General features: G+C 61.5%; 25 protein-coding genes. 22 read left to right on the top strand and 3 right to left on the bottom strand.

Features of this window, described 5'->3' with window-relative positions; genetic code table 11:
* From AC0L21_RS04365 to AC0L21_RS04420, 12 genes are read left to right on the top strand one after another with little or no spacing between them, the layout of a single operon-like run.
* Positions 1-654 (top strand): cytochrome c3 family protein, encoded by a 654-nt coding sequence (locus tag AC0L21_RS04365; protein ID WP_473258565.1) that lies wholly within the window; start codon positions 1-3, stop codon positions 652-654.
* Positions 642-3497 carry a 4Fe-4S dicluster domain-containing protein gene (locus tag AC0L21_RS04370; protein ID WP_473258568.1) on the top strand — a complete coding sequence of 952 codons (2856 nt, stop codon included), beginning with the start codon at positions 642-644 and terminating at the stop codon, positions 3495-3497. The genes AC0L21_RS04365 and AC0L21_RS04370 overlap by 13 nt, the downstream gene beginning before the upstream one ends.
* Complete coding sequence (nrfD, locus tag AC0L21_RS04375) at positions 3494-4861, top strand: NrfD/PsrC family molybdoenzyme membrane anchor subunit (protein ID WP_473258570.1); 1368 nt, start codon at positions 3494-3496, stop codon at positions 4859-4861. Before AC0L21_RS04370 ends, nrfD begins: the two co-directional genes overlap by 4 nt.
* A complete protein-coding gene (locus AC0L21_RS04380; RefSeq protein ID WP_473258573.1) occupies positions 4858-5376 on the top strand; it encodes a DUF3341 domain-containing protein in 519 nt (172 codons plus the stop codon). The genes nrfD and AC0L21_RS04380 overlap by 4 nt, the downstream gene beginning before the upstream one ends.
* Positions 5373-5903: a c-type cytochrome gene (locus AC0L21_RS04385; RefSeq protein ID WP_473258575.1), complete on the top strand. Its 531-nt coding sequence runs from the start codon at positions 5373-5375 to the stop codon at positions 5901-5903. The genes AC0L21_RS04380 and AC0L21_RS04385 overlap by 4 nt, the downstream gene beginning before the upstream one ends.
* Positions 5900-6970 carry a hypothetical protein gene (locus AC0L21_RS04390; protein ID WP_473258577.1) on the top strand — a complete coding sequence of 357 codons (1071 nt, stop codon included), beginning with the start codon at positions 5900-5902 and terminating at the stop codon, positions 6968-6970. Before AC0L21_RS04385 ends, AC0L21_RS04390 begins: the two co-directional genes overlap by 4 nt.
* A gap of 4 nt (positions 6971-6974) precedes the next feature.
* A complete protein-coding gene (locus AC0L21_RS04395) occupies positions 6975-7358 on the top strand; it encodes a hypothetical protein (RefSeq protein WP_473258586.1) in 384 nt (127 codons plus the stop codon).
* Positions 7355-8128, top strand: coding sequence for an SCO family protein (locus AC0L21_RS04400; protein ID WP_473258592.1), 774 nt, complete (start codon positions 7355-7357; stop codon positions 8126-8128). Before AC0L21_RS04395 ends, AC0L21_RS04400 begins: the two co-directional genes overlap by 4 nt.
* Complete coding sequence (gene coxB, locus AC0L21_RS04405; protein WP_473258594.1) at positions 8125-9066, top strand: cytochrome c oxidase subunit II; 942 nt, start codon at positions 8125-8127, stop codon at positions 9064-9066. Before AC0L21_RS04400 ends, coxB begins: the two co-directional genes overlap by 4 nt.
* Complete coding sequence (locus AC0L21_RS04410) at positions 9059-10732, top strand: cytochrome c oxidase subunit I (protein ID WP_473258596.1); 1674 nt, start codon at positions 9059-9061, stop codon at positions 10730-10732. Before coxB ends, AC0L21_RS04410 begins: the two co-directional genes overlap by 8 nt.
* On the top strand, positions 10729-11373 hold the full coding sequence (locus AC0L21_RS04415) for a cytochrome c oxidase subunit 3 family protein (RefSeq protein ID WP_473258598.1): 645 nt from the start codon (positions 10729-10731) through the stop codon (positions 11371-11373). The genes AC0L21_RS04410 and AC0L21_RS04415 overlap by 4 nt, the downstream gene beginning before the upstream one ends.
* Positions 11370-11669: a cytochrome C oxidase subunit IV family protein gene (locus AC0L21_RS04420; RefSeq protein ID WP_473258600.1), complete on the top strand. Its 300-nt coding sequence runs from the start codon at positions 11370-11372 to the stop codon at positions 11667-11669. Before AC0L21_RS04415 ends, AC0L21_RS04420 begins: the two co-directional genes overlap by 4 nt.
* Before the next feature lie 162 nt (positions 11670-11831).
* Here the strand turns inward: AC0L21_RS04420 and AC0L21_RS04425 are convergent, their stop codons facing one another.
* Positions 11832-12545 (bottom strand): PRC-barrel domain-containing protein, encoded by a 714-nt coding sequence (locus AC0L21_RS04425; protein ID WP_473258602.1) that lies wholly within the window; start codon positions 12543-12545, stop codon positions 11832-11834.
* Between the two features lie 368 nt (positions 12546-12913).
* On the opposite strand from AC0L21_RS04425, the gene AC0L21_RS04430 reads away from it, so the two are divergent.
* On the top strand, positions 12914-13726 hold the full coding sequence (locus AC0L21_RS04430) for a Crp/Fnr family transcriptional regulator (RefSeq protein WP_473258604.1): 813 nt from the start codon (positions 12914-12916) through the stop codon (positions 13724-13726).
* Between the two features lie 246 nt (positions 13727-13972).
* Positions 13973-15088, top strand: coding sequence for a calcium/proton exchanger (gene cax, locus AC0L21_RS04435; protein ID WP_473258606.1), 1116 nt, complete (start codon positions 13973-13975; stop codon positions 15086-15088).
* A 177-nt stretch (positions 15089-15265) separates the two neighbouring features.
* Here cax and AC0L21_RS04440 read toward each other — a convergent pair whose 3' ends face one another.
* Together AC0L21_RS04440 and AC0L21_RS04445 are read right to left on the bottom strand one after the other, a co-directional pair.
* A complete protein-coding gene (locus tag AC0L21_RS04440; RefSeq protein WP_007607434.1) occupies positions 15266-15439 on the bottom strand; it encodes a DUF1328 domain-containing protein in 174 nt (57 codons plus the stop codon).
* A gap of 216 nt (positions 15440-15655) precedes the next feature.
* Positions 15656-16033, bottom strand: coding sequence for a response regulator (locus AC0L21_RS04445; protein ID WP_473258609.1), 378 nt, complete (start codon positions 16031-16033; stop codon positions 15656-15658).
* A 361-nt stretch (positions 16034-16394) separates the two neighbouring features.
* On the opposite strand from AC0L21_RS04445, the gene AC0L21_RS04450 reads away from it, so the two are divergent.
* From AC0L21_RS04450 to AC0L21_RS04485, 8 genes are all read left to right on the top strand, one after another.
* Positions 16395-16679, top strand: coding sequence for a BA14K family protein (locus AC0L21_RS04450; protein ID WP_473259415.1), 285 nt, complete (start codon positions 16395-16397; stop codon positions 16677-16679).
* Between the two features lie 76 nt (positions 16680-16755).
* A complete protein-coding gene (locus AC0L21_RS04455; protein ID WP_473258612.1) occupies positions 16756-17508 on the top strand; it encodes a PRC-barrel domain-containing protein in 753 nt (250 codons plus the stop codon).
* Between the two features lie 84 nt (positions 17509-17592).
* Positions 17593-18975, top strand: a complete 1383-nt coding sequence (locus tag AC0L21_RS04460; protein ID WP_473258614.1) for a DUF2254 domain-containing protein — start codon at positions 17593-17595, stop codon at positions 18973-18975.
* Positions 18976-19291: 316 nt separating this feature from the next.
* Positions 19292-21694, top strand: coding sequence for a membrane-bound PQQ-dependent dehydrogenase, glucose/quinate/shikimate family (locus AC0L21_RS04465; protein WP_473258616.1), 2403 nt, complete (start codon positions 19292-19294; stop codon positions 21692-21694).
* A gap of 595 nt (positions 21695-22289) precedes the next feature.
* A complete protein-coding gene (locus AC0L21_RS04470; protein WP_473258618.1) occupies positions 22290-22985 on the top strand; it encodes a VIT1/CCC1 transporter family protein in 696 nt (231 codons plus the stop codon).
* Between the two features lie 159 nt (positions 22986-23144).
* The gene (locus AC0L21_RS04475; RefSeq protein WP_473258620.1) at positions 23145-24368 is read left to right on the top strand and encodes an APC family permease; all 1224 of its coding nucleotides are present in this window, start codon (positions 23145-23147) and stop codon (positions 24366-24368) included.
* Positions 24369-24430: 62 nt separating this feature from the next.
* Positions 24431-24964 carry a cytochrome b gene (locus AC0L21_RS04480; protein WP_473258622.1) on the top strand — a complete coding sequence of 178 codons (534 nt, stop codon included), beginning with the start codon at positions 24431-24433 and terminating at the stop codon, positions 24962-24964.
* Between the two features lie 168 nt (positions 24965-25132).
* The gene (locus tag AC0L21_RS04485) at positions 25133-25366 is read left to right on the top strand and encodes a hypothetical protein (protein ID WP_473258624.1); all 234 of its coding nucleotides are present in this window, start codon (positions 25133-25135) and stop codon (positions 25364-25366) included.
* The last annotated feature ends 17 nt before the right edge of the window (positions 25367-25383 follow it).

A 25383-nucleotide genomic window follows, 5' to 3' on the forward strand; every position in this document is an offset into this window, starting at 1 on the left:
ATGCAGCTTTTCCGCCCCGGCGCGAACACGATTGCGACGGTGATGATCGCGGCAATTGGAGCAGCGCCGGTGCTTGCAGTTGGGTTGTCCTATGAGGTGATGCGATCTCCTTACGTCACCAACCAGAACATCAGCCGGAACCAGCCGGTGCCGTTCAGTCACGAGCATCATGTTTCCGGTCTCGGTCTGGACTGCCGCTACTGCCACGCCTCGGTGGAGAAGGCGCGCTTTGCCGGCATCCCGCCGACTGAGACTTGCATGACCTGCCATTCGCAGATCTGGACCAACGCGCAGATGCTGGCGCCGGTGCGCGAGAGTCTTTCCAAGAACCAGCCGATTGCCTGGGAACGCGTCCACCGGCTTCCCGACTACGTCTATTTCGATCATTCCGTCCACGTCGCCAAAGGCGTCGGATGCACGACCTGTCATGGCGACGTCGGACGGATGCGGCTGATGCGCCAGGCCGCGCCGCTGACGATGCAATGGTGCCTCGATTGCCACCGCTCTCCTGAACGTTTCCTGCGTCCACGCGAAGCGGTTTTCGATCCGAACTGGCAGGCGCCCAAGAATCAGGCCGAGATCGGGGCCAAGCTTGCCGCAGGCTATCACATCAACACGGGTCATTTGACGGACTGCACGATATGCCACCGCTGAAGGAATTGCCGACGCGGCCAGGTCCTGCCGGACGTAGCAAGCTCAATCGCCGTCAGGCGCTCAGCTTGCTGGCAACCGGCATGGCGGGTGGACTCGCGGCCTGCACCAAGCCGGATGAGCAGATCCTGCCCTATGTCAGGATGCCCGAGCGGATCGCTCCTGGCGAACCGCTGAAATTTGCGACGACGCTCGCATTGGCGGGGATCGGTCGCGGCGTAATCGTGACTTCGATCGACGGCAGGCCGATCAAGGTGGAAGGCAACCCGCGTCATCCGGGCAGCCTGGGTGCCACCGACGTTTTCGCTGAAGCAGCCGTTCTTTCGCTTTACGATCCCGACCGCTCGCGCACGATCCTGCACGATGGCGCGATTGCGCCGCGCGAAGCGTTGAACCGAGCGCTGGTGACCGAACTCTCCGAGGCCCGCAGCAGCCAGGGTAAAGGCCTGCGCTTGTTGACCGGGCGCACCACCTCCCCGACTCTGCTGCGCCAGATCGATGCTCTGCTTCAGGCGTTCCCGGCCGCATCGTGGCACGCGTACGATCCAACGGACGAGGACAACGCGCGCCAGGGTGCGCAGCTCGCTTATGGCCAGCCTGTGAGCAGCATTGCCGATTTCGCAAAGGCGCGCGTGATCGTTGCGCTCGATGCCGATCCGCTCGGGCATGGCCCCGATCAGATGCGCATTGGCCGCGGTTACGCAACCGGCCGCGGCGACGCGAATGCTTTTTCGCGTCTCTATTGCCTTGAAAGCGCACTCACGCTCACCGGAGCAAAGGCGGACGAACGTGTGGCGCTTCGTCCCGAAGCAATCGAGCGGTTCGCAGCGGGCCTCGCGCGGGAGCTCGGCGCGGCGACCGGCGCAACCGATCTTCCAGAGCGCGAGCGCCTGCTGCTTCAGAAGATCACGGTCGACTTGAACTCGCACAAGGGTGAGGCGCTGGTTGTCGCGGGCCCGGCAATGTCCAGGGAAGTCCACGCATTGGTGCATTGGATCAATGCCAAGCTCAATGCGCCCATTCGGCTCATCGATCCCGTTGATCGTACGCCTTCCGGCAAGCAGGCGGGATCACTCGAACAACTCGCAGGCGATCTGGACGCCGGTCGCGTGCGTCAGCTCGTGATGATCGGCGCCAATCCCGCCTATGACGCACCAGCCGATTTGCAGTTCGAGGCGCGGGCGCAAAAAGCGACATTCCGCCTGCATATAGGGGAGTATGCCGACGAGACGGCGGCTATCGCCACCTGGCATGTTCCGCAAAGTCATCGGCTAGAAACGTGGTCGGATCTGCGGGCCAGCGATGGGACGGCAAGCATCGTCCAGCCTCTGATCAAGCCCCTCTACGAAAGCTTCAGCGAGCACGAGCTTCTCGCCTGGCTGACCGGCGCAGAGGACGCGCGCGCCTACGAATTGGTGCGGCAGACCTGGCGGAGCGCGGCCGCTGCGGATTTCGAGGCGTGGTGGCGACGCGTGCTGCATGACGGCATCGTTGCAGGAAGCGGTGCTACTGCTGTTTCGACGGCTGCTCCGCTTCTGCCGCCGCTCGGGGAGGCCGAACCTCACGATCTGCGCGATGACGAAATTCGCCTGGTGCTGCGCCCTGATCCTTGCCTGTGGGACGGTTCATACGCCAACAACGCCTGGCTGCAGGAGTGTCCGAAACCACTCAGCAAGCAGGTCTGGGGCAATGCGCTCGCGCTGCATCCAGATCAGGCAACCCGCCTCGGTCTCGCATCCGGGGACGTCGTCACGGTCGCCGCGAACGGCCGATCGATCGAGGTGCCCGTGCTGACTGAACCCGGGACGGCCATGGGCGTCGGCGCGCTCACGCTCGGTGGGGGGCGGCAAAAGGCCGGCGCGATCGGCAACGGCGTCGGCGCCAGTGCCTACACGATCCGGACCTCCGACAACAGTTGGCGCCTACCGCAAGTTGCGATCAAGCGGATAGGACGCCGGGAGCCGATTCTCACAACGCAAAACGTCGTTCGCACGCCAGAGGACGTCCGCGAGCTCTATCCACAACACCGGCTCGGGCAATCCCTGACGTCGGCGGCCATCCCCGATCCTCCAAGCCTGATGCCACCGGCGGTGAAGTCTGGCGACGGGCATGCATGGGCGATGGTGATCGATACATCGGTTTGCATCGGTTGCAATGCCTGCGTGCTCTCTTGCCAGGCCGAGAACAACATTCCCGTGGTGGGGCCGGAGCAGGTGGCCATGGGACGCGACATGCACTGGATGCGCGTCGATGCCTATGATCATGGCGCGCCGGCCAGCCCGCAACTCGGCTTTCAGCCCGTGCCGTGCATGCATTGCGAGCACGCCCCTTGCGAACCTGTCTGCCCTGTCGCTGCATCCGTCCATGACAGCGAAGGCCTGAACGCGCAGGTCTACAATCGCTGTATCGGAACCCGCTTCTGCGAAGCGAACTGCCCGTACAAGGTGCGGCGCTTCAACTTCTTCGGCTACGCGGACGGCGAGGAGTACGGCAACCTCGGGGCGGAATCCTATCGCGGGCAGAAGAACCCTGAGGTGACCGTTCGCGCCCGCGGCGTCATGGAGAAGTGCACCTATTGTGTGCAAAGGATCAGCGGAGCCAGGCGCACCGCGGAACGTGAAAACCGTCCGCTCGATCCCGACGAAGTCCGAACGGCTTGCCAGAATGCCTGTCCGACCCGTGCCATCAGCTTTGGAGATCTGAACCAGGCGGACGCTGAGATCAACCGCAGGAAGTCCGATGCGCGCCATTACGCCCTGCTTGGCCATCTCGGCACGCGTCCCCGCACCACTTATCTATCCGACGTCCGCAACCCGGCCCGGTCAGATTCGGAGCGGCGGACATGAGCGAGGTCCTCGCTGCAGAGCCCCCACCGGCGCATCGTTGGATTGCGTCCGAACGCGCCGATGATCTCGCGATGACGCAAGCCGTTGCGGATCCGCTCTTCACCGGATTCGGCAGACGATGGTGGGGCGCAATTTTGATAACCTTGCCTTTCGTGCTCTGGCTGTTCGGAGCGATCGCCTGGCTGTTCTATCGCGGCATCGGCATATGGGGCATCAACTCTACTATCGTCTGGGGAGTCGCGATCGCCAACTACGTCTGGTGGATTGGCATCGGCAACGCCGGCACGCTGATTTCGGCAATGCTGCTGCTGACGCGGCAGAAATGGCGCGCCTCGATCAATCGCTTCGCGGAAGCGATGACGCTGCTTGCGGTCGCGATCGCCGGGCTGATGCCGATCATCCACCTCGGACGACCGATCTATGCCTATTGGCTCGCCCCATATCCGAACACCATGGCGCTCTGGCCGCAATGGCGCAGTGCCCTGGTGTGGGACTTCTGGGCCATCGTCAGCTACCTGCTGTTCTCCCTTCTGTTTTGGTACGTCAGCCTGATCCCCGACCTCGCGACCATGCGCGACCGCACGCCCCATCGCGCGGGGCAGCTCCTCTACGGCGCATTCGCGTTGGGTTGGCGCGGCTCGGCCCGCGAATGGTCTCGCCTGCGGACGTTGCATACGACGATGGCTGCCTTGGGTGTCCCGTTGGTCTGCTCCGTGCACTCGATCGTCGGCCTCGATTTCGCGGCCAGCCTGATGCCTGGATGGCAGGAAAGCATTTTCCCTCCTTATTTCGTCGTGGGCGCGATGTATTCGGGTTTTGCCATGGTCGTGGTGCTGGCGGCGGCGATCCGATGGGGTCTCAGCCTTCACGCGATCATCACGTCTCGCCATTTCGACGTGATGGCCCGCATCCTGCTGATGGCCTCCATCGTCATGTTCTATTCCTACGCGACAGAGTGGTTCATGGGCTGGTACGGCGGTGAGCATGCCGACCGTGAGGTGGTTCGCTTCGAGTTCACTGGCACCTACGCGCCACTGTACTGGGCCTTGCTGGCCTGCAATTGCCTCATCCCGCAATTGCTCTGGTCGCCCTTCGCGCGACGGTCGCTCTTCATTCTGATTCCTGTTGCTATCGTGATCAACATAGGCATGTGGCTCGAGCGCATTCTCATCGTCTGGAACACGCTTTCACACGGCTATATGCCCGCGCTCTGGCGCAGTTTCCACTTTACCTTCTGGGATTGGAGTTTCCTGATCGCGCCGCTCGGGCTTTTCGCCTTTCTGTTCTTGATCTTCATGAGGCTGATACCGAGCGTATCGATGTTCGACATGCGCGAACTCGCTCACGAGGAGGCCACCGCATGACAGCGAAGCTTGTGGCAGAGTTCCTCGACAGCGAAACGTTACGAGCGGCCTTGGAGCCCATAAGAAGCACCGGACATACCGCGCTTGACGCCTTCACACCCTATCCGATCGAGGGTCTGGCCGACCAACTCGGGCAACGACGCTCGCGAATGCGAGTGGTCATGCTGGCCGCTGGGCTCGCAACGGCCGCATTCGCGTTCGGTCTGCAATGGTACAGTGCGGTGATCGACTACCCCATCAACAGCGGCGGCCGACCGCTGAACTCCTGGCAGGTGTTCCTGCTGGTCCCCTTCGAGGTGGGCATCTTCGCTGCCGCAATGGCGGGAGTGATCGGATTCCTTCGGTCGTGCCGTCTGCCCCGACTGCATGATGCGTTGTTCGAGATCCCGGGTTTCGAACGGGCAACGCAGGATCGCTATTTTCTATTGGCCGCTTCCGACACGGACCCAGCGAGTTTGCGGAAGGTCCTCACACAATCCGGCGCAGTAACGGTGACGGAGCTGCACGCGCGATGACGCTCCGCTCGCTCTCATCTCTGCTGTTCCTGTCGCTCGCACTCGCCGGCTGCGGCGATCATTCCATGTCCCAGCAAAATCGTTACAGTACGTTTTCCAAGGCCGGACTGTACCGGGACGGCACGGAAGCGCAGCCGCTGCCGCAAGGAACGGTCGCGCAGGGTGATCTCGAACGTTCACGGCAGATCACCACGCCGCCTGCGGTCGACATGGCTCTGCTGTCCCGGGGCCGGGCGCGTTACGACATCTACTGTTCCCCGTGTCACGGGCTCTCCGGCCAGGGCGACGGCATGATCGTTCAGCGTGGGTTTCCTGCTCCACCCTCCTACCATTCCGCCCGGCTTCGCGCGGCCGATGCCCAGCATTTCTTCGACGTGATCAGCAACGGCTATGGCACGATGTATTCTTATGCCGCCCGCGTCGAGCCGCGCGACCGCTGGGCCATCGTCGCCTATATCCGCGCGCTCCAGCAGTCGCAGCGAACCGACATGGCCGACGTGCCCGAGTTGAGGAGCAAGCTGCCGTGATCGTTGCGCTTCGTCGCCAGACGCTGAGTGCTTTCGCCTCGCCGCATGCGGCGGCGGGTCTCGCGCTGGTGTCGCTCACGGCTGCCCTGGTGCTCGCGGCTGGACGCCTCGGTCCTCATCCGAGCCTGTTGCAGGGCTGGCTGCTTGCATTTGCAATATGGAGTTGCGCTCCAATCGGCAGCATGACCTTGCTGCTCATCCATCGGCTGACGGGCGGTCGTTGGGGATTCGTAGCGGGAGCGGTATTGCGCCCCCTCGCCGCCTTGATGCCTCTTGTCGCCATCGCCTTTGTCCCCGTTCTCGCCGGACTGACTTACATCTATCCCTGGGCCGCGGATCCCATTCATATCAACCCTGACGTGGCGCGCTGGTACCTCGGCCAGCCCTGGTTTGTTCTGCGTGCCGTGATCGCACTGCTCGGATGGTCAGTGCTCGGAGTGACTTTCGGTCTCGGGCTCGGTGGGCGGCTATTGGCCGCGCTCGGACTTGCGTTCTTTGGCTTCACCATCAGCATGGTTGCGGTCGATTGGTTCGTGTCGCTCGAACCGCATTACGTATCCACCGCCTTCGCCTCGATGATTGCAATACAGCAGCTGCTCTCCGCGCTCGCCGTTGTCGCCGTGCTTGCAACGACCGCTTTCGAGGGTAAAGCGCTGAGCGATATCGGCAGCCTTCTGATCGCGACAGTACTGGGCGTCGTCTACCTCGAATACATGACATATATTGTCGTTTGGTACGGCGATCTACCTCACAAGGCCGAGTGGTTCCTCAGGCGCAGCTCAGATGCCTGGGTCAGCATTCTGCTCGTGACATTCGTCGCCGGAGCCGTTCTTCCATTCGCGATGTTGCTGTTCGAGGGCGTGCGCCGCAGCCGTGCAGGCTTGCGCATCGTCGGTCTGTTGCTGCTCTTCGGAAGCGTGATGCACTTCGCCTGGCTGCTGGTGCCGGCATTTTCCGCGAAGGCTCCTGTTGCTCTCGCGGCTCTGGGCGCCCTCCTCGCCTTGACGGTTGCTTCTGTCCTCTTTGGGCAGGGCATCGGATCCGCAGAGGTGCGCCATGCCGAATGAGGAGATGGGCAGCCGCGCGCTGCCGCAACCGGCCGGCATTCACAACCGTGCCGTTCTCCTGGTCGTCGGGGGCTTTCTGCTCTTCGTGGGGGCCTCGATTGCGGGAATGCTACTTTTCCTGAAGACGCAAGCGCCGGACACATTCAACCCGCGCGCAGAGCGCCGGTTTCCCTCACCCGAGCTCCAGACCTCTCCGGAAGCCGACCTGACCCGGTTCGAGGCCGCGCAGCGTGCCAGGCTCACCGGTTATGCCTGGGTCGATCGCGACCACAACATTGCCAGAATCCCGATCGACGAGGCGATGCAACTCGTCGCCGGTCGGGGCCATCAAGCTTATGACGCCCTCCAACCTGCGCCTCCGTCGAGTGCAAGTGGAGGCAATCAATGAGGCGGCCCATCTTTATCTTGGCGCTTGCGCTCTGGCCGGGGCTCGCGCATGCCGGTTTGACCGAGCAGCAGATCGGGCGCGTCGGCTACGATCGTCCTCAGGGCGCGCGCGTTCCGTTATCCCTGCAGTTCAGCGCAGTCGGCGGTGACACCGTCACCCTTCGCGATGCGATCGACGGACGTCCGACCCTGCTCCTTCCAGCGGACTTCACCTGCAAGCAGATTTGCGGGCCGGCGCTGACAATCGCAAGCTCAGCGCTGCAGCAAACCGGGCTTGTCGCAGGACGCGACTACAGCCTTGTCGTTGTCGGAATCGATCCGCGCGACACCATTGACGACGCCCGCCGCTTTACCCAGGGGCAGATCGGGGGCGCGGGAACATCGGTCCTGGCAGGATCGCAGGAGACCGTTGCCGCGCTGCTCGATGCAATCGGCTATCATACCGAAATCGACGACAACCATGACGCGATTGCGCATCCGGCAGCCTTCGTCACGCTCGCTCCGGACGGACGAGTCGTCCGCGGCCTGTCCAGCCTCGCGCTGCAGCCCGATGATCTTCGCCTCGCTCTGGTCGAAGCCGGTGGCGGTCGGATCGGCGGACTTTCCGGCCGCATCGCGTTGCTCTGCTATGGCTTTGACGCGGTGCACGGCATCTACGCCCGCAGGATCACCGTCGTTCTGCAGATTGTCGGGGCCTCGACGGTCGTCATCATGGCCAGCCTGATCGGCCTGATGCTGGTTCGCAGCAGGCGTCGGGGAGCCTCGGCATGAATTCGCCATTCAGGCTGCCGGAAGCGAGTACGCACGCCGCCACGGTGGATCACATCTTCTATCTTCTGCTCTTCCTTTCCGGGGCGACCGTGGTCCTCGTCTTCGGACTCATCCTGCTGTTTGCCATCCGATATCGACGCGGATCTCCCGCCAAGCGCGGCCCGATGCCCGAGATTCTCAGCCGCGAGTTCGAAATCGGTTGGACGGTCGCGACGTTGCTGACCTTTGCGTTCCTGTTCTGGTGGGCATCTTCTGCTGACCTCAGCAGCCTTGCCGCGCCCATGGGCGCACTTGAAATCCACGTCGTCGCCAAACAGTGGATGTGGAAGACGCAGCATTCAAACGGCGCGCGTGAGATCAATGCCCTTCACGTGCCGGTGGATAAGCCCGTCCATCTCCTGATGAGCTCGCAGGACGTGATCCATTCCTTCTTCGTTCCCGCGTTTCGGGTCAAGAAGGACGTGCTGCCCGGACGGGACACCGATCTCTGGTTCCAGGCCAGCAAAGCCGGCACCTTTCCCCTGCTCTGCGCTGAATATTGCGGCACCAACCATTCCATGATGCGCGGCAAGATCGTCGTCATGCGGCAGGACGACTATGCCAAATGGCTGCTCCAGCAGCCGGAGGGCGACGACCTGGCTCATGATGGCGCCAGGCTGTTCGTATCACAGGGATGCTCGGGCTGCCACGCCGTCTCCTCGAACGTCCACGCGCCGCGCCTGGCGGGTCTTTACAACCGCGTGGTGCAGCTGGCGGACGGGCGCACGGTTACCGCGGACGATGCCTACATCCGCGATTCAATCCTGCAGCCGAAGCGCGACGTCGTGGCCGGCTTCGAGCCGATCATGCCGAGCTTTAAAGGGCTGCTCGACGAGAGAGAGATCCAGAGCCTGACCGCCTATATCCGCTCGCTCAGCGAGGAGCAGAAAAATGACTGACGCCCTGCTCGCCGGAGAGCTGCCGCTGCCGCCGCGCCCCGACTATCTGCGCCACGGGTCGACGATCTCGTCCTGGCTTGCCACGACCGACCACAAGCGCATTGCAATCCTCTACGCGATCACCATCACGTTCTTCTTTTTTCTGGGAGGCGCCGCAATCACCGCCGTTCGGCTCGAGCTGTTCCAGCCGAACGGATGGCTGTTGACGTCGGACACTTACAACAAGCTGTTCTCGTTCCACGGGATCATCATGGTCTGGTTTTTCCTGGTGCCGTCGATCCCGAATACGTTCGGCAATTTCCTGCTGCCGCTGATGATCGGCGCGCCCGATGTCGCGTTTCCGCGCCTCAATCTTTTCAGCTGGTATTTGACCCTCGCTGCCGGCGCTTTCACCGTTTATGCCCTCGTCGCCGGAGGCGTCGACACCGGCTGGACGTTCTATACGCCTTATTCGTCGATGTTCTCGAACAGCCACGTCTTCGCGGCGGCCGCGGGCGTGTTCGTTGTCGGCTTTGCCAGCATCGCCACGGGAGTGAACTTCATCGCGACCACCCACATGCTTCGTGCTCCCGGCATGACCTGGTTCCGGCTACCGCTGTTCGTCTGGGCGATCTATGCGACGTCGCTGATCATGGTGCTTGCCACCCCAGTGCTCGCCATCTCGCTCCTGCTCGTGATCGCGGAGCGCGTGCTGGGCTTGCCGATCTTCGATCCGGCTCGCGGCGGCGATCCGATCCTGTTCCAGCACCTGTTCTGGTTCTACTCGCACCCGGCGGTTTACATCATGGTCCTGCCGGCGATGGGCGTCGTGTCCGAAATAATCCCATGCTTCGCGAGGCGGCGGATTTTCGGATACGACTTCATGGTCTACGCCATGCTTGCGATTGCGGGCGTCGGGTTCTTCGTCTGGGGCCACCACATGTTTGTCTCCGGACAGTCGGCCCTGGCCAGCCTCGTGTTCTCCTTCCTGTCCTTCATCATCGCCGTGCCGTCGGCAATCAAAGTTTTCAACTGGACCGCTTCGCTGTATCGCGGTCAGATCAGCTTCGAATCGCCGATGCTTTATGCGCTTGGCTTCGTTGGTCTGTTTACGACCGGCGGGCTCTCCGGGCTGTTCCTCGCCTCGATCCCGGTGGACATTCATGTCACCGACACCTACTTCGTCGTCGCGCACTTCCACTACATCATGGTGGGCGGATCGGTGTCCGCATTCTTTGCCGGGCTCCACTTCTGGTGGCCCAAGGTCACGGGCAAGCTCTATCCGGAGAGCTGGGCAAAGTTCGCGGCCATCCTGATGTATGCCGGCTTCAATATGACATTCCTGCCGCAATTCTTCGCAGGCTATCTCGGTATGCCACGCCGCTATCATACCTATCCGGCGGAGTTTCAAATCTACAATGTCATGTCGTCTGCGGGAGCAGCGGTCCTCGCCATCGCCTACTTGTTGCCTCTGGGATATCTCACCTGGTCCCTGTTCTACGGCGGAAAGGCCGCGAAGAACCCTTGGGACGCGACAGGCCTGGAGTGGACCACGGGTTCTCCGCCTCCCCCCAAGAATTTTGACAGGCAGCCCCGCGTAGATCGCGGGCCGTATGACTACCACGCCGAAGGCATGTCGGCTGGAACCGATTCCCCCGAAATGCAAAATGCAAGAGAAACGCGATGAGCGACGAAAGCGCACTGCTGAGAGAACCCTGGTCGGATTTCGGCCGGCAGCGCGAGGCAGGCAAGTTCGGAATCTGGGTCTTCCTCGCCAGCGAGACGTTGTTCTTTGGGGCGCTGATGCTGACTTACACGGTTTGTCGAATCGAGCATCCACAGGCGTTCGCCGCAGCCGGGAGGGAGACAAATATCTGGTACGGCACGATTAACACCGCCGTGTTGTTGACCAGCAGCCTCACCATGGCGATAGCTTCGCAAGCATCCGAAGCGTCTGCACAACTGCGACGGCTCGTCCTCGCGTGCCTCATGCTCACCGCGATGCTCGGCCTCGCGTTCATCGTCATCAAGGGCTTCGAGTACAAGGAAGACATTGACAAGCAGCTGGTGCCGGGGGCCGGGTTTGCATTGTCTCAGCCCGGAGCGCAGCTGTTTTACGGATTTTATTGGCTGGTCACGGGCGTCCACGCGATCCACCTTTCCATCGGGATTGCTCTCGTGAGCCGCTTGTTCTGGGTGCTGCTCCGGCGCCAACTTCCCGCGAAAGACAATCCCGAAATCGAGGTCACGGCCCTCTACTGGCATCTGGTCGATATCGTGTGGATCTTCCTCTATCCGCTGATCTATTTGCCGGGGCGCGCATCATGAGCAGGCAGGGCGAGCCAGGTGGTGTTGTGCGCCGCCTATGGGCGAGGAACCTCTTGATCTGGGCAGCGCTCCTCGCACTCCTCGTGCTCAGCCTCGTCGCCGCCTATGTTCCCATGGGCCGAATGACGACAGCCAGCGGCATCATCATTGCGGGGGTGAAATCGACCCTCGTGGTCGTGCTCTTCATGGAGCTCGCCTCAGCGAAGCCGCTGGTCCGGATCGCGGCGATCTCGGGGCTTGTTTTCGCGATCGCGATGTTCGCATTGACCTTCGCTGATGTTCTCGCACGCATCTGACGCACGGAGCAAAGCTCTCCGATGCAGCCACCTTCGAACGCAAGCTTCGGAGAGGAGACCTTTCGCTGCGCTCAAAGGCGTGACTGCACCAGTTCGCTCGTGAAGCCGCGCGCCTCTCTCATGAGGCACACCGCCGGGGACCAGTAGGCGGACGTTGGTGGCTCACGAGTTCTGAAACTCCTTCATATTGAGCCGCAGACCGGCTTTGTTTGCTTGCTCTGCCGTTACGTAAGGTAGGCCATAATAGCTTAGCTTCGGGCTCCACCGCCCCGTTTGGCCCGGGTACGGAAAGGCATACGTCCCTCCGCCAGCGGACGCCTCGCGGGATATCACAACGGCCGCGAGCTTTCCCCCGCTGTCGAAAACAAGATCGGAGACATAGCCATAGCCTTGGCCTGCCTGCAGCCGCGCATAGTCTCCGATGACTTTGGAGACCGAGAATTCGTGCGGCTCTGCTTGCGCCTGATCAGGGTCAGCAAAGAGGCCGTATTCTCGCGACCTCAAATCGGAAAAGTCGGCCACGATAGCTCCTTCATGAAGGGGACGCAGCACCCGGTTGAAGGGAATTCGGGAGATGAACTCCGGCTCATCCTTCGTTCTGAAGCCTTCGACGAGCAAGGCATCAATCTGCCCGTCGTCTGCCAAAGTCACGTTCCGGACGGCTCCCAAATACTCACCTTTCAACGAGAACACAGCGCTCCCAAGCAGTCGCGACGCACGGTATCCATTATAGACCGTGTTGACGAACTGCTGTGACTGCGCCGACTGTTCCGTCGTAGCCTGCGTCGCCGCCTCTGCCCATGCGGGGCCCAACAGAACGGAGGTCGAGATTGTACCTACGACAAATGCAAGGGTGATCCTGCTCTTCAGGCCCATTCAATGCTCCTGCGATCCTTCGTGCCAACGTCATGATTGATCGTATAATCGTTTCCGATGGGCGAAGTTCTGGCCGCCCGTCAAGCGAACGGTCCGCTGCCGTGCCAAGAAGAAAGTGCAGCGACCAATCGGGTACCCGGCCCGGCCTTGGGAAGCACCGCAGATCCACGCCTGCAAATTCAGGCAAGGCTAATACATGCCTCGACCGACGTACTTCGGTCATTGCTCGCGCACCAGAGGCAAGCTTACGATCCCGGCTTGAGGCCCAAGTCAGGTTTCTCCTGACGGCTCTTCACCTTCAGCCCGACTGTGAGGAGACCGGCGCACGCCCCACATCTTGGTGGATAGCCGTTCCAAGGAGACGGGAAATGTTGAGCAACGAACTCGAAAACATCCTGCCAACGCACGGTCCGGCGCCATCTCTCGCGCCGTCACGAGAGCGCGATCAGGCGCCGCACGCGAACCACGCCACGAACGATCTGGTGCGCCGCCTTCCACACTCATCACGCAGCCGGCTAGTCGAACTCTGCGACGAAGTAACGCTGCGACCGAGACAAATGCTGCAGGAACGCAATGTGCTGTTGCAAAATGCATATTTTCTTGAAAATGGCGCGGCCTCGCTGACGGCCAAAGCCGGAGACTGCCTCCCGGTCGAGATACAGACTGTCGGAGCAAAGGATTTCATCGGCATTCCACTGATCCTTGGCATGCGCGTTTCCCCTCACCGTTGCGTGGTTCAGGTTCCCGGTAGAGCCTTGCGCATCGAGGCAGATGCTTTGATTGAGCTGGTGAGGGGCGATGTCGAGATCCAGAAGCTGTTGCTGCGGTACGTGCAGGCCACCCTGATCCAAAGCTCGCAGCTCGCTGCATGCAACTCGCGTCACAGCTTGCAGCAACGACTGGCTCGGTGGCTTCTCGTTGCAGAGAATAAATTGTTCTCGCGCGAAATCCCGCTCACGCATCGATGCATTGCACAGGCCCTTGGCGTTCGGCGCGCAGGTATCACGTCGACAATTGGCGAAATGGAAGCGCGAGGCATCATCAAGCAAGGCCGCGCTCAAGTCGAGATTCTGGATCAATCGCAACTCGAGCAATTGTCCTGCAACTGCTCTCGCGTGATTTTATCTGCACATGAGAACTCTCTCAATGCAGCCAATGCTCGACAAGCAAGCAACTCATGATCGATGGCGCGAAAAAATGAGGGCGTCGCAATGCGTTTGCCTTGTCCGGTTGCGTACCGAGTTCAGGCCGGCGCAGCGAACGCAGCGTGTCTTACCTCGTTAGTCGTCGCAAGCTGCCCGGGAATCGGATGCGAAGAGCTTTGTGGGTGCAGAAGCCACGCTTTCCTCGGCGGCGGAATGGCCCGATCTGCCCCGCTAAAATCGAAGTAGCGAGCTTTGCGGGATAGCCAGGAGCCAGTCGCCAGCTTGCCGAAGTCCAACGTCTCCAGAGCAACGACTATCTTTGGGCAGTACGGTACCATCGCGCGCGTTGCGCCGCTGGTGTTCGTTCTGCTCACCCCGATGGGCGAGTATGTTTTTCACCTTTCTCCGATCTGGATCTTCGGATCCGGCGTTCTCGCAATAGCTGTACTCGCTGAATGGATTCGCGTAGCAACCGACCAGCTATCCTCCCACACCGGTCCTGCCATAGGCGGTCTCCTGACCGTCAGTCTTGGAAGCTTGGCCGAGCTCATTCTTGCGCTATTTGTTCTCGCGCGCGGCCATGTCGAGGTGGTCCATGCCCAGATCACCGGGTCCATAGCGGCGACCTGCTTGCTGGGGTTGGGTCTGGCCATCGTCGCCGGCGGGTTCAATCGCGAGCGCCAAAGCTTCACCCAAGCGCGCGCTGGGTTGTTGTCGAGCATGCTCGTTCTGTCGGTGATCGCTCTCATTCTGCCGGCAGTGTTCGACTACACGGGTCGCAGCATCCGTCATGTCAATAACGTGAATGCCTCCGATGAGCTACTTAGCCTGGCTGTGTCCGTGGTGCTGCTAATTCTCTACTCCGGAAATCTTGTCTTCACCCTCGTTACCCACCGGAATGTCTTCGCGACCAATGAGGAGGCTTCGGCTAAATCGGCGTGGTCGGCAACCACATGCTTGATCGTGTTACTGGCGTGCACCGGCGCGGCGGCCCTGCAGAGCGAATTTGTGTCCGGCGCTCTGACGGAAGCGGCCAAATCAACGGGTGTGACACCACTCTTTCTTGGCGTCGTCGTGCTTGCTCTTGTGGGCACCAGCTCGGACATTTTTGCGGCTGTTTGGTTCGCTCGGCGCGACAGGATGGGACTCGTGATGACGCTCTGCATTGGATCCGCCATTCAGATTGCGCTGGTTGTTGCTCCGCTTCTGGTCATTTTCTCGTGGGTGATCGGGAACCCAATGACCCTTGTCTTCCAGAATCCCGTCGACCTCTTTTCAATCGCCGGCACTGCGTTCATCGTGAATGCCATCACGAGAGACGCTGAGACCACTTGGTTCGAGGGCGTACTGCTCATTGGTGTTTACGTCGTGCTGGCCCTTGCATACTTTTTTTCTTGAAGTGCAAAGCCGAGCCGAGCTCAACAGCGGCAACCGTCGGAGTTCCAAAGCAGTTGCGTGTTGACAGCTCGGAGGCGCCGCCGGCGATCGCCCCGGCGCCTCTCCAAGATCTAAGTGGGACCGCTTCGGAGCAGACCCTCGCGATTGCTGGACTTGCCGAGCGCCCGTCGATCAGCGCTAAAGAATCACCTCCCCCGCAAAGAAGGCGAGGAGCACGAACACCAGAAAAATCGCAACAGCCGCGAAAAACAGCCACTTGGCGATGGTGGATGCACCAGCGGCGATTCCGCTGAACCCGAGCAATCCGGCTACGATCGATATCACAAAGAAGATCAACGCCCACTTCAGCATGCCAAGCTCCTACGGCCCTCTTTACAGTCGAGGTATGCACAAGTCCGGTTCGGAAGCACACCCACTTCGGGGGTGCTCCCTGGGTTGCCTAGCGACAATCGTTCTGGGCATTCGGCGTTCCGATCAGAACGTTTTATGCCCGGCAGAAGGTCGGCGCGCCTGCGTACGCGCTACGTCAGACGCCAAGCCACACCGCTTCGGGCCCTGTCGCGGCAATTACGGACCAACGCCATACCAGTCCCGCGGCGAGCCGTGCACAGGCGCATGGCGACACAAGCGATCAACCACATCAGGAATTGGAATCGGCTTTTCAACCACGTACCGCGCAAATCGGCTGGGTATGACTTCGCGGCTGGATCCCGTGTAGATCAGGAAGGGGATGCTTCTGTTCAAGAGGAGATCTGCGAATTCGAACGAGGCCCGCCCGTGCAGGTCAACGTCAAGAAGCGCCGCATCGATAGCTGCATTAGCCGCTGCATGGAAAGCAGGGCTTAGCTCTGCAAACGAGCCAATTGGTTGATGACCGCTGCGTCGGATCTCGACCGCGAGATCGTCGGCGATGAAGTATTCGTCTTCGATTATGGCTATTCGCATTGGGACTCCAATGACGTTGCGGCAAGCCCTGCGAGTCTTCGCCTATCGTATGGATGACGCCGCGGTGATCAACCCGGAGCCGGATTGCAGACCGCATAAGTTGGTCCGCTGCCGCGCGGGGCCAGTGGTGCTTCGACCGGAGCCTTGCTGCTGCAGGAAGCAGGTGCTCGCGGCGGGGGTACACATACGTACCAACTGTCTCTGCAACGGCACGGCCGCTCGCGCATTTTCTTCGGGTAATGAAAACCGCGGAGATGAATTAATGAAAGCAAACAGATGGTACGTTGCCGTCGCCGTATTGGCGCTCGCGATTCCGGTTGGAACTACTGCGCAAGCCGCACCTATGTTGGCTGCGAGCGGGATGGCCGAAAACCACGCAAGCCTGGTGGAAGTTCAATGGAGGCATGGCCGTTACCACGGTTGGCATCGTCATCACTGGCGCGACGGCTACCGGCACCGCTATAGCCGCGGCTGGGGTCCAGCGTTGGGCGGCTTCGTGGCAGGTGCGGCGATTGGAAGCGCCGTCGCCAACAGCCGGGCCCAAGCTGCCGAGAACAACGCCTACTGCTCTCAGCGATACAAGTCGTACGACCCGAGCTCCGGGACTTACATGGGCTACGGCGGCATCCGGCATCCATGTCCCTGACCTAGACCGCGTTCTACCGGCGCCAACCGTTAGGAACGCCTACAACTTTTGAAACTCGAGCAAAGGAAATCTAAACATGAAAGCGACCTCATTCTTGGCGGCGGCAGCTCTTGTTGGCGCATCATCGCTTGCGATGGCGCAAAGCGCTCCGCAAACTACCGGTCCCGTGGAGCATAGCGCAGTGCAGAACTCGAGCCGCAATCAGTCAGCCGACCAACGCACTGAAAACAGCATGGCAAACAAGGGGGGCAACAAGGCGGACGCGGTCCAGTCCGACCCTGGTCAAGCGAGCACTCGGCAACAGATGGTCAACGACCTGCAACAGGCAGGCTTCACCGACGTCAAGGTACGGCCGCAGTCGTTCCTGGTGGAGGCCAGGGATCGATCAGGAAATCCGGTGACAATGTTCGTTGGTCCAAATACGTTCGCCGAGGTGAAAACGGTCGGCGCTAACGCGCAGAAGTCTTCTTCGAATTCAAACTCGTCCAGCAGCAGCGCTAACGCAACTTCGGATCGCCCGGGCGGAGCCTTCACGTCGGTGCCGCCGAAGGACGGCCTGAGCTCGCAGTTGATGGGTCTGCAGGTGTACAACAACGCCAAACAGGACATTGGCACGATCAAGGACGTCGCGCTGAACGAGAACGGCATCGACGGCTATATCCTCTCGGTGGGAGGGTTCCTGGGCCTTGGCGACCACTACGTTGCAGTGCGGCCTTCGGCAATCAATCTGAAGTTCGATCATGCGGCCAACAAATGGACCGCGACCATGGACACGACGGCCGACCAGTTGAAGTCGGCGCCTGAATTCAAGTACCCCAGCAACGGGTAATCTTCTGAGGTGGAGCGGTTGGGCGGAACCGCTCCACCTCCCGGCTGTTGGTTCCAGGTTCGATGTGGTTATGCGGCTCAAAATATGCTCGCCCGCGCTGAAAAACTGCTGGCTGACCTTGGCGAGACATTCTGGCTGGCGCCTATGGTCATGGTGCTTTGCAGCCTGATCGGCGCCTTCACCCTCGTTCATATTGACCAGAGCAACACGGTCTACCTCTCAGATCTACAGAGTTGGATGTACGACGGCGGCGCGACCGGCGCTCGCACCCTGCTCGGCACCGTAGCCGGCGCGACGATCGGTGTCGCGGGAACCGTGTTCTCGATCACCATTGCCGCGTTGTCTCTCGCTGCAGGTCAGATGGGGCCGCGACTGCTCCGCAATTTCACTCGCGATCGCGGCAATCAACTCACGCTCGGGATGCTGCTCGGCACCTTCTGTTACGCTCTCGTCGTGCTGAGAAGCATCCGGACAGAACCCGAGGGGGGCTTCGTCCCTCATCTATCATTAAGCGTTGGTATTCTGCTCGCATTGGCTTGCGTGGCGACGCTCGTCTACTTCGTCGGTCACGTCGCCGGCCGGATCAACGTTGAAACTGTCGTCGAACTCGTCAGTGAAGACCTCCGCAGCGCTATGCGCCAGCTAACGGTCCAGGATCCGCAGCCGAAGCCTCCGCCGGGCGAGTACTGGATCGGCTCCCTGCCTCTGAAGGACTCGCGGCGCGGTTATCTGCAGCATCTGGACGAAGAGGGCCTGGCCACCTGGGCGGCCAAGCATAGAGCCACCATTCGGCTGTTGATCGGCCCCGGCGACTATGTTTTTCCGGGGGCGACCGTCGCTCTGGTAAATCCTCCCGTCGACGGTGCCGAAGCGGCTATCCGGAATGCGACGGCGCTGGGCGCAACAAGCAGCATCGCTTCCGATCTGCGCTTTGCCGTTCGCCAACTCGTAGAAGTCGCGGTGCGGGCACTTTCGCCCGGCATCAACGATCCACACACCGCGCTCTCGGTCCTGGATCGACTGGGTGCGGCGCTCTGCGATCTCGTACCCCTGCATCTGCCATCAGGAGTGTCGATCAGAGGAAGTCAGCCGGTGCTGGTGGTGCCGCATGTGCAATACGATCAACTGCTCGGGACGATGTTCCATATGATCCGGCAAAGCGCAGGCGCCCAGCCTGCAATATCGATCCGAATGATTGAGGTGATGACACAAGTCGCAAGCTCCGAGCGCGACCCCACCCGGCTCTCGGCGCTCTCCCACCACGCCGACCTCGTACTTGCAGACGCTCGTCGCCTGATTGCCGCTCGCAGCGACAGGGAGGATGTCGAACGTCGATATCAGCTGTTTACTCTGATGGTCCGGGCAGGTCCGATGGGGCAATTTACCGAACAGGTCTTCCCTCTAGCGGGCGACGATGATCCGCCAAACGCTATCGCTGAGACAGTCGCCTTCCGATCTCAGCGTTGAGTTCGGCGCCGCCAGGACGGAATAGGCAGCGACTCAGAGCCATATCGTCAACACGGCAACTGCGCCGAGCGATCCGCAGGTCTTTATGATAGGCAGCGAACACATACGTTGAGAATGCGTATGACCCCGAAACCAAGATAGCGGAGCAGAAACGAATTGCCCATCTCTTCGGGCTGCTGAGGGGCGCTTGAGCTCAACGCCTCCCCGCGCCAACGGCGCTCCGTGGTCCGGAAGCGTACCCGCAAATGCGGGAACCAAAGCGCCGGACGCGCTCTTGGATCTGGAGCAAAGCATCAATCTATGACGAGTAACTGGCATGGCTCAGACGTATCGCGCGGCAGATTGGGCGGCATTCACCCTCGGAGGATTCATGGTTCTGATCGGCCTCGTGCTCGGGGCCGGCGGTGCATGGCTGCTTTGGTTGGGAGGCTCCTTCTATTATCTCCCCAGCGGAATCGTCCTGATCATCTCGGGTCTGCTGTTGGCCCGCCGGCGCGTTGAAGGCGCATGGCTTTACGTTCTTCTCTTCCTGTTCACCCTCGCCTGGGCGTTCTGGGAAGTTGGCGCCAACGGTTGGGCGCTGGTGCCCCGGACTGTCGGACCGGCCATTTTGCTGATCGCCGTCCTGGCGCTCACGCCGAAGCTTCGCCCCATTCGCCACCAGTATGAAGCTGCGGCTACAATCGCTGTCGGGCTTGTACTGCTGGTAGCCACAACTGTGTTGATGACCGGAGCTTTTCGGCCGGCAAGCGCCGCTCCTCGCGTAATGCCATCGCCGACCGTCGCGATGACCGATCCTTCGCCTCTGAAGACAGGCGCAGATTGGCCTGCGTATGGCGGCAGCTACAGTGCGCGCCGCTATTCGCCGCTCGACGAGATCAACTCGACGAACGCCGCCAAGCTCACCAAAGTCTGGACCTTTCACACGGGCGACTTGCCTACCAAGAATACAAAGGGCACATACGGCGCAGAGAACACGCCGCTGAAGGTGGGGGATAACCTCTACGTCTGCACGCCCAAGAACATCGTTATCGCCGTCGACGCCAAGACCGGCAAGCAGATCTGGCGATTTGACCCGCGCGTTCCGGACGAGTTCATTCCGTATACCGCAGCTTGCAGAGGCCTTGCATATTACGAACTCTCCAATGCCGATCAGGGCGCGGCCTGTGCCAGCCGCATCATCGAAGGTACGCTTGACGCACGCCTGATCGCAATCGATGCGAAGACCGGCAAGCGCTGCGAGGCATTCGGACATGACGGACAGGTCGACACTGCGACGGGAGTTGGTCGGCACGATCCCGGCATGTTTGCGATCACGTCGGCGCCGACGATTGTGCGCGGCGTCGTTGTTATCGGGCATGAAGTGCTCGATGGGCAAAAGCGGGACGCGCCTTCGGGTGTGATCCAGGGATACGACGCACAAACCGGCGCATTGCGCTGGGCCTGGGACATGGCCAAGCCGGATGCAAGCGCACCGCCGCAGGTTGGACAAACCTACACCAGGGGCACGCCCAACATGTGGACGACCGCCTCCGGCGACGAGGAGTTGGGACTCGTCTATCTGCCGCTTGGGGTTTCGGCCGTGGACTACTGGAGCAGCAGCCGCTCGGACCGCGAGAAAGAGTTCGCGACATCGCTGGTCGCGCTAGATGTTACGACCGGCAAGCCCGCCTGGCATTTCCAGACCGTGCACAATGACGTCTGGGACTACGATCTCGGCTCTCAAGCGACGCTGGTCGACTTCCCGATGGACAAAGGCGAGCCGGTGCCGGCGCTGGTGCTGCCGAGCAAGCGCGGTGACATTTTCGTGCTCGACCGCCGCACGGGCAAGCCGCTCGTCGGCGTCGAAGAGCGGCCGGTGCCGCAAGGCGGCGTGGAGCCTGCGCAGCGCGCCAAAACCCAGCCATTCTCGCTTTACCACACCCTGCGAAAGGCCGATCTCACCGAGCAGGACATGTGGGGCATGTCGCCCATCGACCAAATGGTCTGCCGTATCCAGTTTCGTCAGGCGAGCTACAAGGGCATCTTCACGCCCCCCATGGCCAGCCCGCACTGGATTGAATATCCAGGCTATAATGGCGGCTCCGATTGGGGCGGCATCGCCATCGATCCCGTACGCGACATCATCGTTGCCAATTACAACGACATGCCGAACTATAATCGGCTGGTGCCGCGCGACGAGGCCAATCGTCTCGGTTGGGCGCCGCGGGACCAGGCGCGCGGCGAAATCGGCGGGCAGGAAGGCGCGGGCGATCCACAGCTCGGTTCCCCCTATGCGATCAACGTCAATGCCGGCTGGCGGCTGCCCGGCACCGGATTGTTGTGCAAGCAGCCGCCCTATGGCGGAATTCGCGCCATCGATCTGAAGACCGGCAAGACGCTCTGGGATCGTCCGTTGGGTGAAGCCCGGACGAACGGCCCGTTCGGGATCCCGTCGATGCTGCCGATCAGAATCGGGACGCCAAATAATGGCGGTGCCGTCGTGACCGCCGGCGGCCTGATCTTCATCGCAGCGACGACCGACAATCTGATCCGTGCTATCGATATCAAGACCGGAAAAACCATCTGGAAGGACGTGCTTCCTGCCGGCGGCCAGGCCACGCCGATCACCTATGAGGCCGGCGGCCGCCAGTATCTCGTCATCATGGCCGGCGGTCATCATTTCATGGAGACGCCGATCGGCGATTCCTTGGTGGCTTACGCTTTGCCGGCAAAATAGATGTCATCGAGACGCCGACCGGTGTGCCTTCAACTCGCTGATCCGAGAAGGTCTCATCAACTCGCCAGCATCGCAATAAAACAGCGTCTGGCGATCTAGCTATTCGGATATTCCCGTCGCCCTTTCCTGAGCGGCTATTTGGAGGCGGGCTTGATGCGAACTCCCTGACCGGATTTCTCGCCCGGAAAAATGAATTCTATGCCTGCTTTCTCCCAGATCTGATGGCCTTCAGGGCATTCCTTCGGCGCAGATCTTTGGAGGAGAGGTCGTCCTCGGCCTCCAATTTCGAGATCGTCCGCTGGCTGAGCCCTACCAAATTGGCTGCTCCTGCCTGATCGAGACCGAGCAGTCCCCTGCTGCACGGATCAGCGCCGACGTCAGCATCTCCTCCTGGTCTAACTCCGCCACCGAATCGCTCCTCAGGGTGCGATTAAGGTTAACACGGCTGGATGGCGCATTTTCTCGGCGTGCTGATCGCGAGCTTCGAGCATCGCGAAAACCTGGTCGTCTCCATGATCTCCGGTCGCAAGAGGGCTGCCGACTAGGCAGCCTTCTTCGGACTCGACCATCAACTTCGTCAAGCAGGAGCATCACCGTGCCCTCCACGTCCCATGTCGAAAAGCACTTCACCGCCACCGAAAGCGTCCGCGACGTCGCGATCGGCATGGCCGACGGTCTGACGGTCCCGTTCGCGCTGGCCGCCGGTCTGTCGGCGGCGGTCGCCAGCACGGACGTCATCGTCACCGCCGGCCTCGCCGAAGTCGTCGCCGGCGCCATCGCGATGGGGCTCGGCGGCTATCTCGCGGCGCGCACGGACGCGGAGCACTATGCGGCCGAGGAACAGCGCGAGCAGCACGAAGTCGAGCACCTGCGCGAACGGGAGATCGAGGAAGTCGAGAGCGTTTTCCGCGAGTACGGACTTCAAGGAGATACGCTGAAGTCCGTGGTCGGCGCGATCGCGTCCGACAGGCAGCGTTGGGTCGATTTCATGATGCGCTTCGAACTGGGCCTAGAGCGTCCCGATCCGAAGCGGGCGCCGATCAGCGCCGTCACCATCGGCGGGTCCTACGTGGTCGGCGGTCTGATTCCGCTGATGCCCTATATGTTCACGAAAGACATCGGAACGGCCCTGCAGATCTCGGTTGCCGCGACAGGCATGGCCCTGCTGTGCTTCGGAGCCGTCAAGGGGCACTTCACCGGCGTCAACAAGCTAAAATCCGCGGCGCAGACGCTGCTGGTCGGCGGCTTGGCCGCAGGAGCGGCGTACTGGCTCGCGCACCTCTTCGGCTAGGCGTCGCATCAGCGCCGGGCCGCGAAAACGCGTGCCTGCCTGCCCGGAATGGTGCCGTAGCGCGCTTGAGATGCACTTGATCAGCGTCAAGCAGTGCTCGCGTGGCCATGGCAAAGAAGGTCACGTCGGCTCTCATGGGCCCCTCGGCGACCAAAGAAAATGAGCACTGAAAAACGGCCGAAGCTGATCCGCTCACTAACGCTGACGCATGCGGTGCTCTATGGGCTGGGCGTCACGATCGGCGCCGGAATCTACGTCTTGGTCGGGGCGGCAGCGGCACGGAGCGGCATGCACGCGCCTCTCGCGTTCCTCGCCGCCGCGGTCGTGATGGGCATGACCGCAGGAACCTTTGCCGAATTGGGCACGCGACTGCCGGTCGCGGCAAGCGAGGCAGCTTACGTCCAGGCAGCCTTTCACCGGAAATGGCTTAGCGGCGCCACAGGACTGCTCGTGGTGGCCGCGGCGACGATCTCAGGCGCCACCATCAGCGTCGGGAGCGCCGGTTACATCGGCGTCTTCGTGCCGCTCCCTGCTGCCTGGATCATCGCCGGCGTCGTGCTCGCGATGGGAGCCATCGCCTGCCTTTCCGCGGTTCAGTCCATCAGCTTCGCGGGGCTGATGACGGTCGTCGAGATCGGAGGGTTGATCCTCATCCTCGCCGCCGGCCTGTTCAATGGCGGCGCGCTCGTCTCGCGTCTGCCTGAACTTTGGCCTTCGCTGCATGACCCGGGGGCCTGGTCCGGCATCGCGCGAACTTCGCTGCTCGCAGTGTTTGCGTTCATCGGCTTCGAACACCTGGTGAACATCTCCGAGGAAATGAAGAATCCTCTCCGGACGTTGCCTTGGGCGCTCCTCATCACGCTCGGCGTCACCGCGCTTCTCTACGCAGCCGTCGTGTGGATCGCGGTCGTCGCCGTGCCGCCGATCGAGCTCGCGCGCTCCTCCGCTCCGCTCGCCCTGGTATTTCAGCGGCTGACGGGTCTTCCTCTGCAGGTCTTGGGCGCCATCGCGATCGTCGCGACGATCAACGGCATCATCGTTCATATGATCATGATAGGACGCGTGCTGTATGGGCTGGCCGACCAGGGTAGCCTTCCCGAACTTCTTGGGAAAGTGAACGCCAGAAGCCGCACGCCCATCGTGGCGACCCTCTTCGGGGTTGGAGCCATCCTGATCCTTGCGCTGGGCATTCCGCTGACGGGCTTGGCCGAGTGGACTTCGCGCCTGACGCTCGGAATCTTTGCCTTGGTCAATCTGGCGCTGCTTCGGATCAAGGCAGCCGAATTGACTCGTCCTGCCGGCGTATTCTTCGTTCCGATGTGGGTGCCGGTCGCGGGCCTGTTCACGACGGTTTCCCTGCTCCTCGTCGATCTCCTCGGATAGCGAGAAACGGCACCGAACCGCGGGCGTTATTGGCACGGCCAAACCGACCGGAGGACCCTAGCATGACCACCCTTCGCTTGCGCTACGGGAGGACCGCAAAAATCCTGCACTGGACGATCGTCGGTCTCCTGGCCGTGCAGTATCCGATCGGCTGGTTGATGCCGGACGTCCACCGCGGCCAGAGACCGGGGGCTCCGATGACCTTCCACGTCTCTATCGGCATCGTAATCCTTGCGCTTATCGTTGTGCGTTTCGTCTGGCGATTGACACATCCGGTTGCGCCGGAAACCTCGCTTGTGGCGTGGCAGCGCCTGAGCTCGGAGGTCGTGCACTGGATGCTCTACATTTCGGTGCTGGCGACGACCCTCACCGGCTGGCTGTTCGCATCTTACCGCGGTTGGTCGCTGAAGTTATTCTACCTCGTTCCGCTGCCGATGCTCGCGTCCGACAACGCGGCCGCCGGAAAGGCTATCGACGGGCTGCACCAGGCGGCGGAGTGGTCCTTGCTTGCGCTGATAGGGATCCACCTGGCTGCCGCGCTGGCGCACATCTTCGTTTACCGCGACCGCGTGATGCAACGGATGCTCCCCGGGTGAGATGGAGCGGCTCGCGAGGAAGGCGTGCGGGGACGACGATGCGGGTCCTTAGGGGCGGCTCGATCTGGACCGCGGGCGTGCCCGCAGTGTTCCGGGCTAGGAACAAATTGCCGTTTTTTCCTGTTGTTCCTTGCCGGCCTGACTGCCGGCGTTCGGAAGGAGGAAGATATGAAGCTCAGGCCGTTTGCTGCCGCAGGTCTCGTTTTAGCTTCCGTCGCTCCGGCCCTAGCGGCCAACGAATTCTACATCGCTCAGGATATGAAGACGAAGAAGTGCACGATCCTCGACAAGAAGCCGACGGAGACCTCCATGATCGTCGTCAGCCGATCTGGTACCATCTACAAGACACGCGCGGAAGCGGAGACCGGCATGGAGACGGTCAAGGTCTGTTCATCCAACTGATGGACAATCGCCCGGAG

The sequence above is a fragment of the Bradyrhizobium sp. WSM4873 genome, from assembly GCF_055811355.1.

Coding starts and splice junctions, on each gene's coding strand:
- AC0L21_RS04480 (WP_473258622.1), top strand. CDS start 24,431: ATGACCACCCTTCGCTTGCGCTACGGGAGGACCGCAAAAATCCTGCAC.
- AC0L21_RS04485 (WP_473258624.1), top strand. CDS start 25,133: ATGAAGCTCAGGCCGTTTGCTGCCGCAGGTCTCGTTTTAGCTTCCGTC.
- AC0L21_RS04455 (WP_473258612.1), top strand. CDS start 16,756: ATGAAAGCGACCTCATTCTTGGCGGCGGCAGCTCTTGTTGGCGCATCA.
- AC0L21_RS04430 (WP_473258604.1), top strand. CDS start 12,914: ATGTTGAGCAACGAACTCGAAAACATCCTGCCAACGCACGGTCCGGCG.
- AC0L21_RS04410 (WP_473258596.1), top strand. CDS start 9,059: ATGACTGACGCCCTGCTCGCCGGAGAGCTGCCGCTGCCGCCGCGCCCC.
- AC0L21_RS04425 (WP_473258602.1), bottom strand. CDS start 12,545: ATGGGCCTGAAGAGCAGGATCACCCTTGCATTTGTCGTAGGTACAATC.
- coxB (WP_473258594.1), top strand. CDS start 8,125: ATGAATTCGCCATTCAGGCTGCCGGAAGCGAGTACGCACGCCGCCACG.
- AC0L21_RS04445 (WP_473258609.1), bottom strand. CDS start 16,033: ATGCGAATAGCCATAATCGAAGACGAATACTTCATCGCCGACGATCTC.
- AC0L21_RS04400 (WP_473258592.1), top strand. CDS start 7,355: ATGAGGCGGCCCATCTTTATCTTGGCGCTTGCGCTCTGGCCGGGGCTC.
- AC0L21_RS04370 (WP_473258568.1), top strand. CDS start 642: ATGCCACCGCTGAAGGAATTGCCGACGCGGCCAGGTCCTGCCGGACGT.
- AC0L21_RS04385 (WP_473258575.1), top strand. CDS start 5,373: ATGACGCTCCGCTCGCTCTCATCTCTGCTGTTCCTGTCGCTCGCACTC.
- AC0L21_RS04465 (WP_473258616.1), top strand. CDS start 19,292: ATGGCTCAGACGTATCGCGCGGCAGATTGGGCGGCATTCACCCTCGGA.
- AC0L21_RS04440 (WP_007607434.1), bottom strand. CDS start 15,439: ATGCTGAAGTGGGCGTTGATCTTCTTTGTGATATCGATCGTAGCCGGA.
- AC0L21_RS04475 (WP_473258620.1), top strand. CDS start 23,145: ATGAGCACTGAAAAACGGCCGAAGCTGATCCGCTCACTAACGCTGACG.
- nrfD (WP_473258570.1), top strand. CDS start 3,494: ATGAGCGAGGTCCTCGCTGCAGAGCCCCCACCGGCGCATCGTTGGATT.
- AC0L21_RS04420 (WP_473258600.1), top strand. CDS start 11,370: ATGAGCAGGCAGGGCGAGCCAGGTGGTGTTGTGCGCCGCCTATGGGCG.
- AC0L21_RS04415 (WP_473258598.1), top strand. CDS start 10,729: ATGAGCGACGAAAGCGCACTGCTGAGAGAACCCTGGTCGGATTTCGGC.
- AC0L21_RS04460 (WP_473258614.1), top strand. CDS start 17,593: ATGCTCGCCCGCGCTGAAAAACTGCTGGCTGACCTTGGCGAGACATTC.
- AC0L21_RS04395 (WP_473258586.1), top strand. CDS start 6,975: ATGGGCAGCCGCGCGCTGCCGCAACCGGCCGGCATTCACAACCGTGCC.
- AC0L21_RS04380 (WP_473258573.1), top strand. CDS start 4,858: ATGACAGCGAAGCTTGTGGCAGAGTTCCTCGACAGCGAAACGTTACGA.
- AC0L21_RS04450 (WP_473259415.1), top strand. CDS start 16,395: ATGGCCGAAAACCACGCAAGCCTGGTGGAAGTTCAATGGAGGCATGGC.
- AC0L21_RS04365 (WP_473258565.1), top strand. CDS start 1: ATGCAGCTTTTCCGCCCCGGCGCGAACACGATTGCGACGGTGATGATC.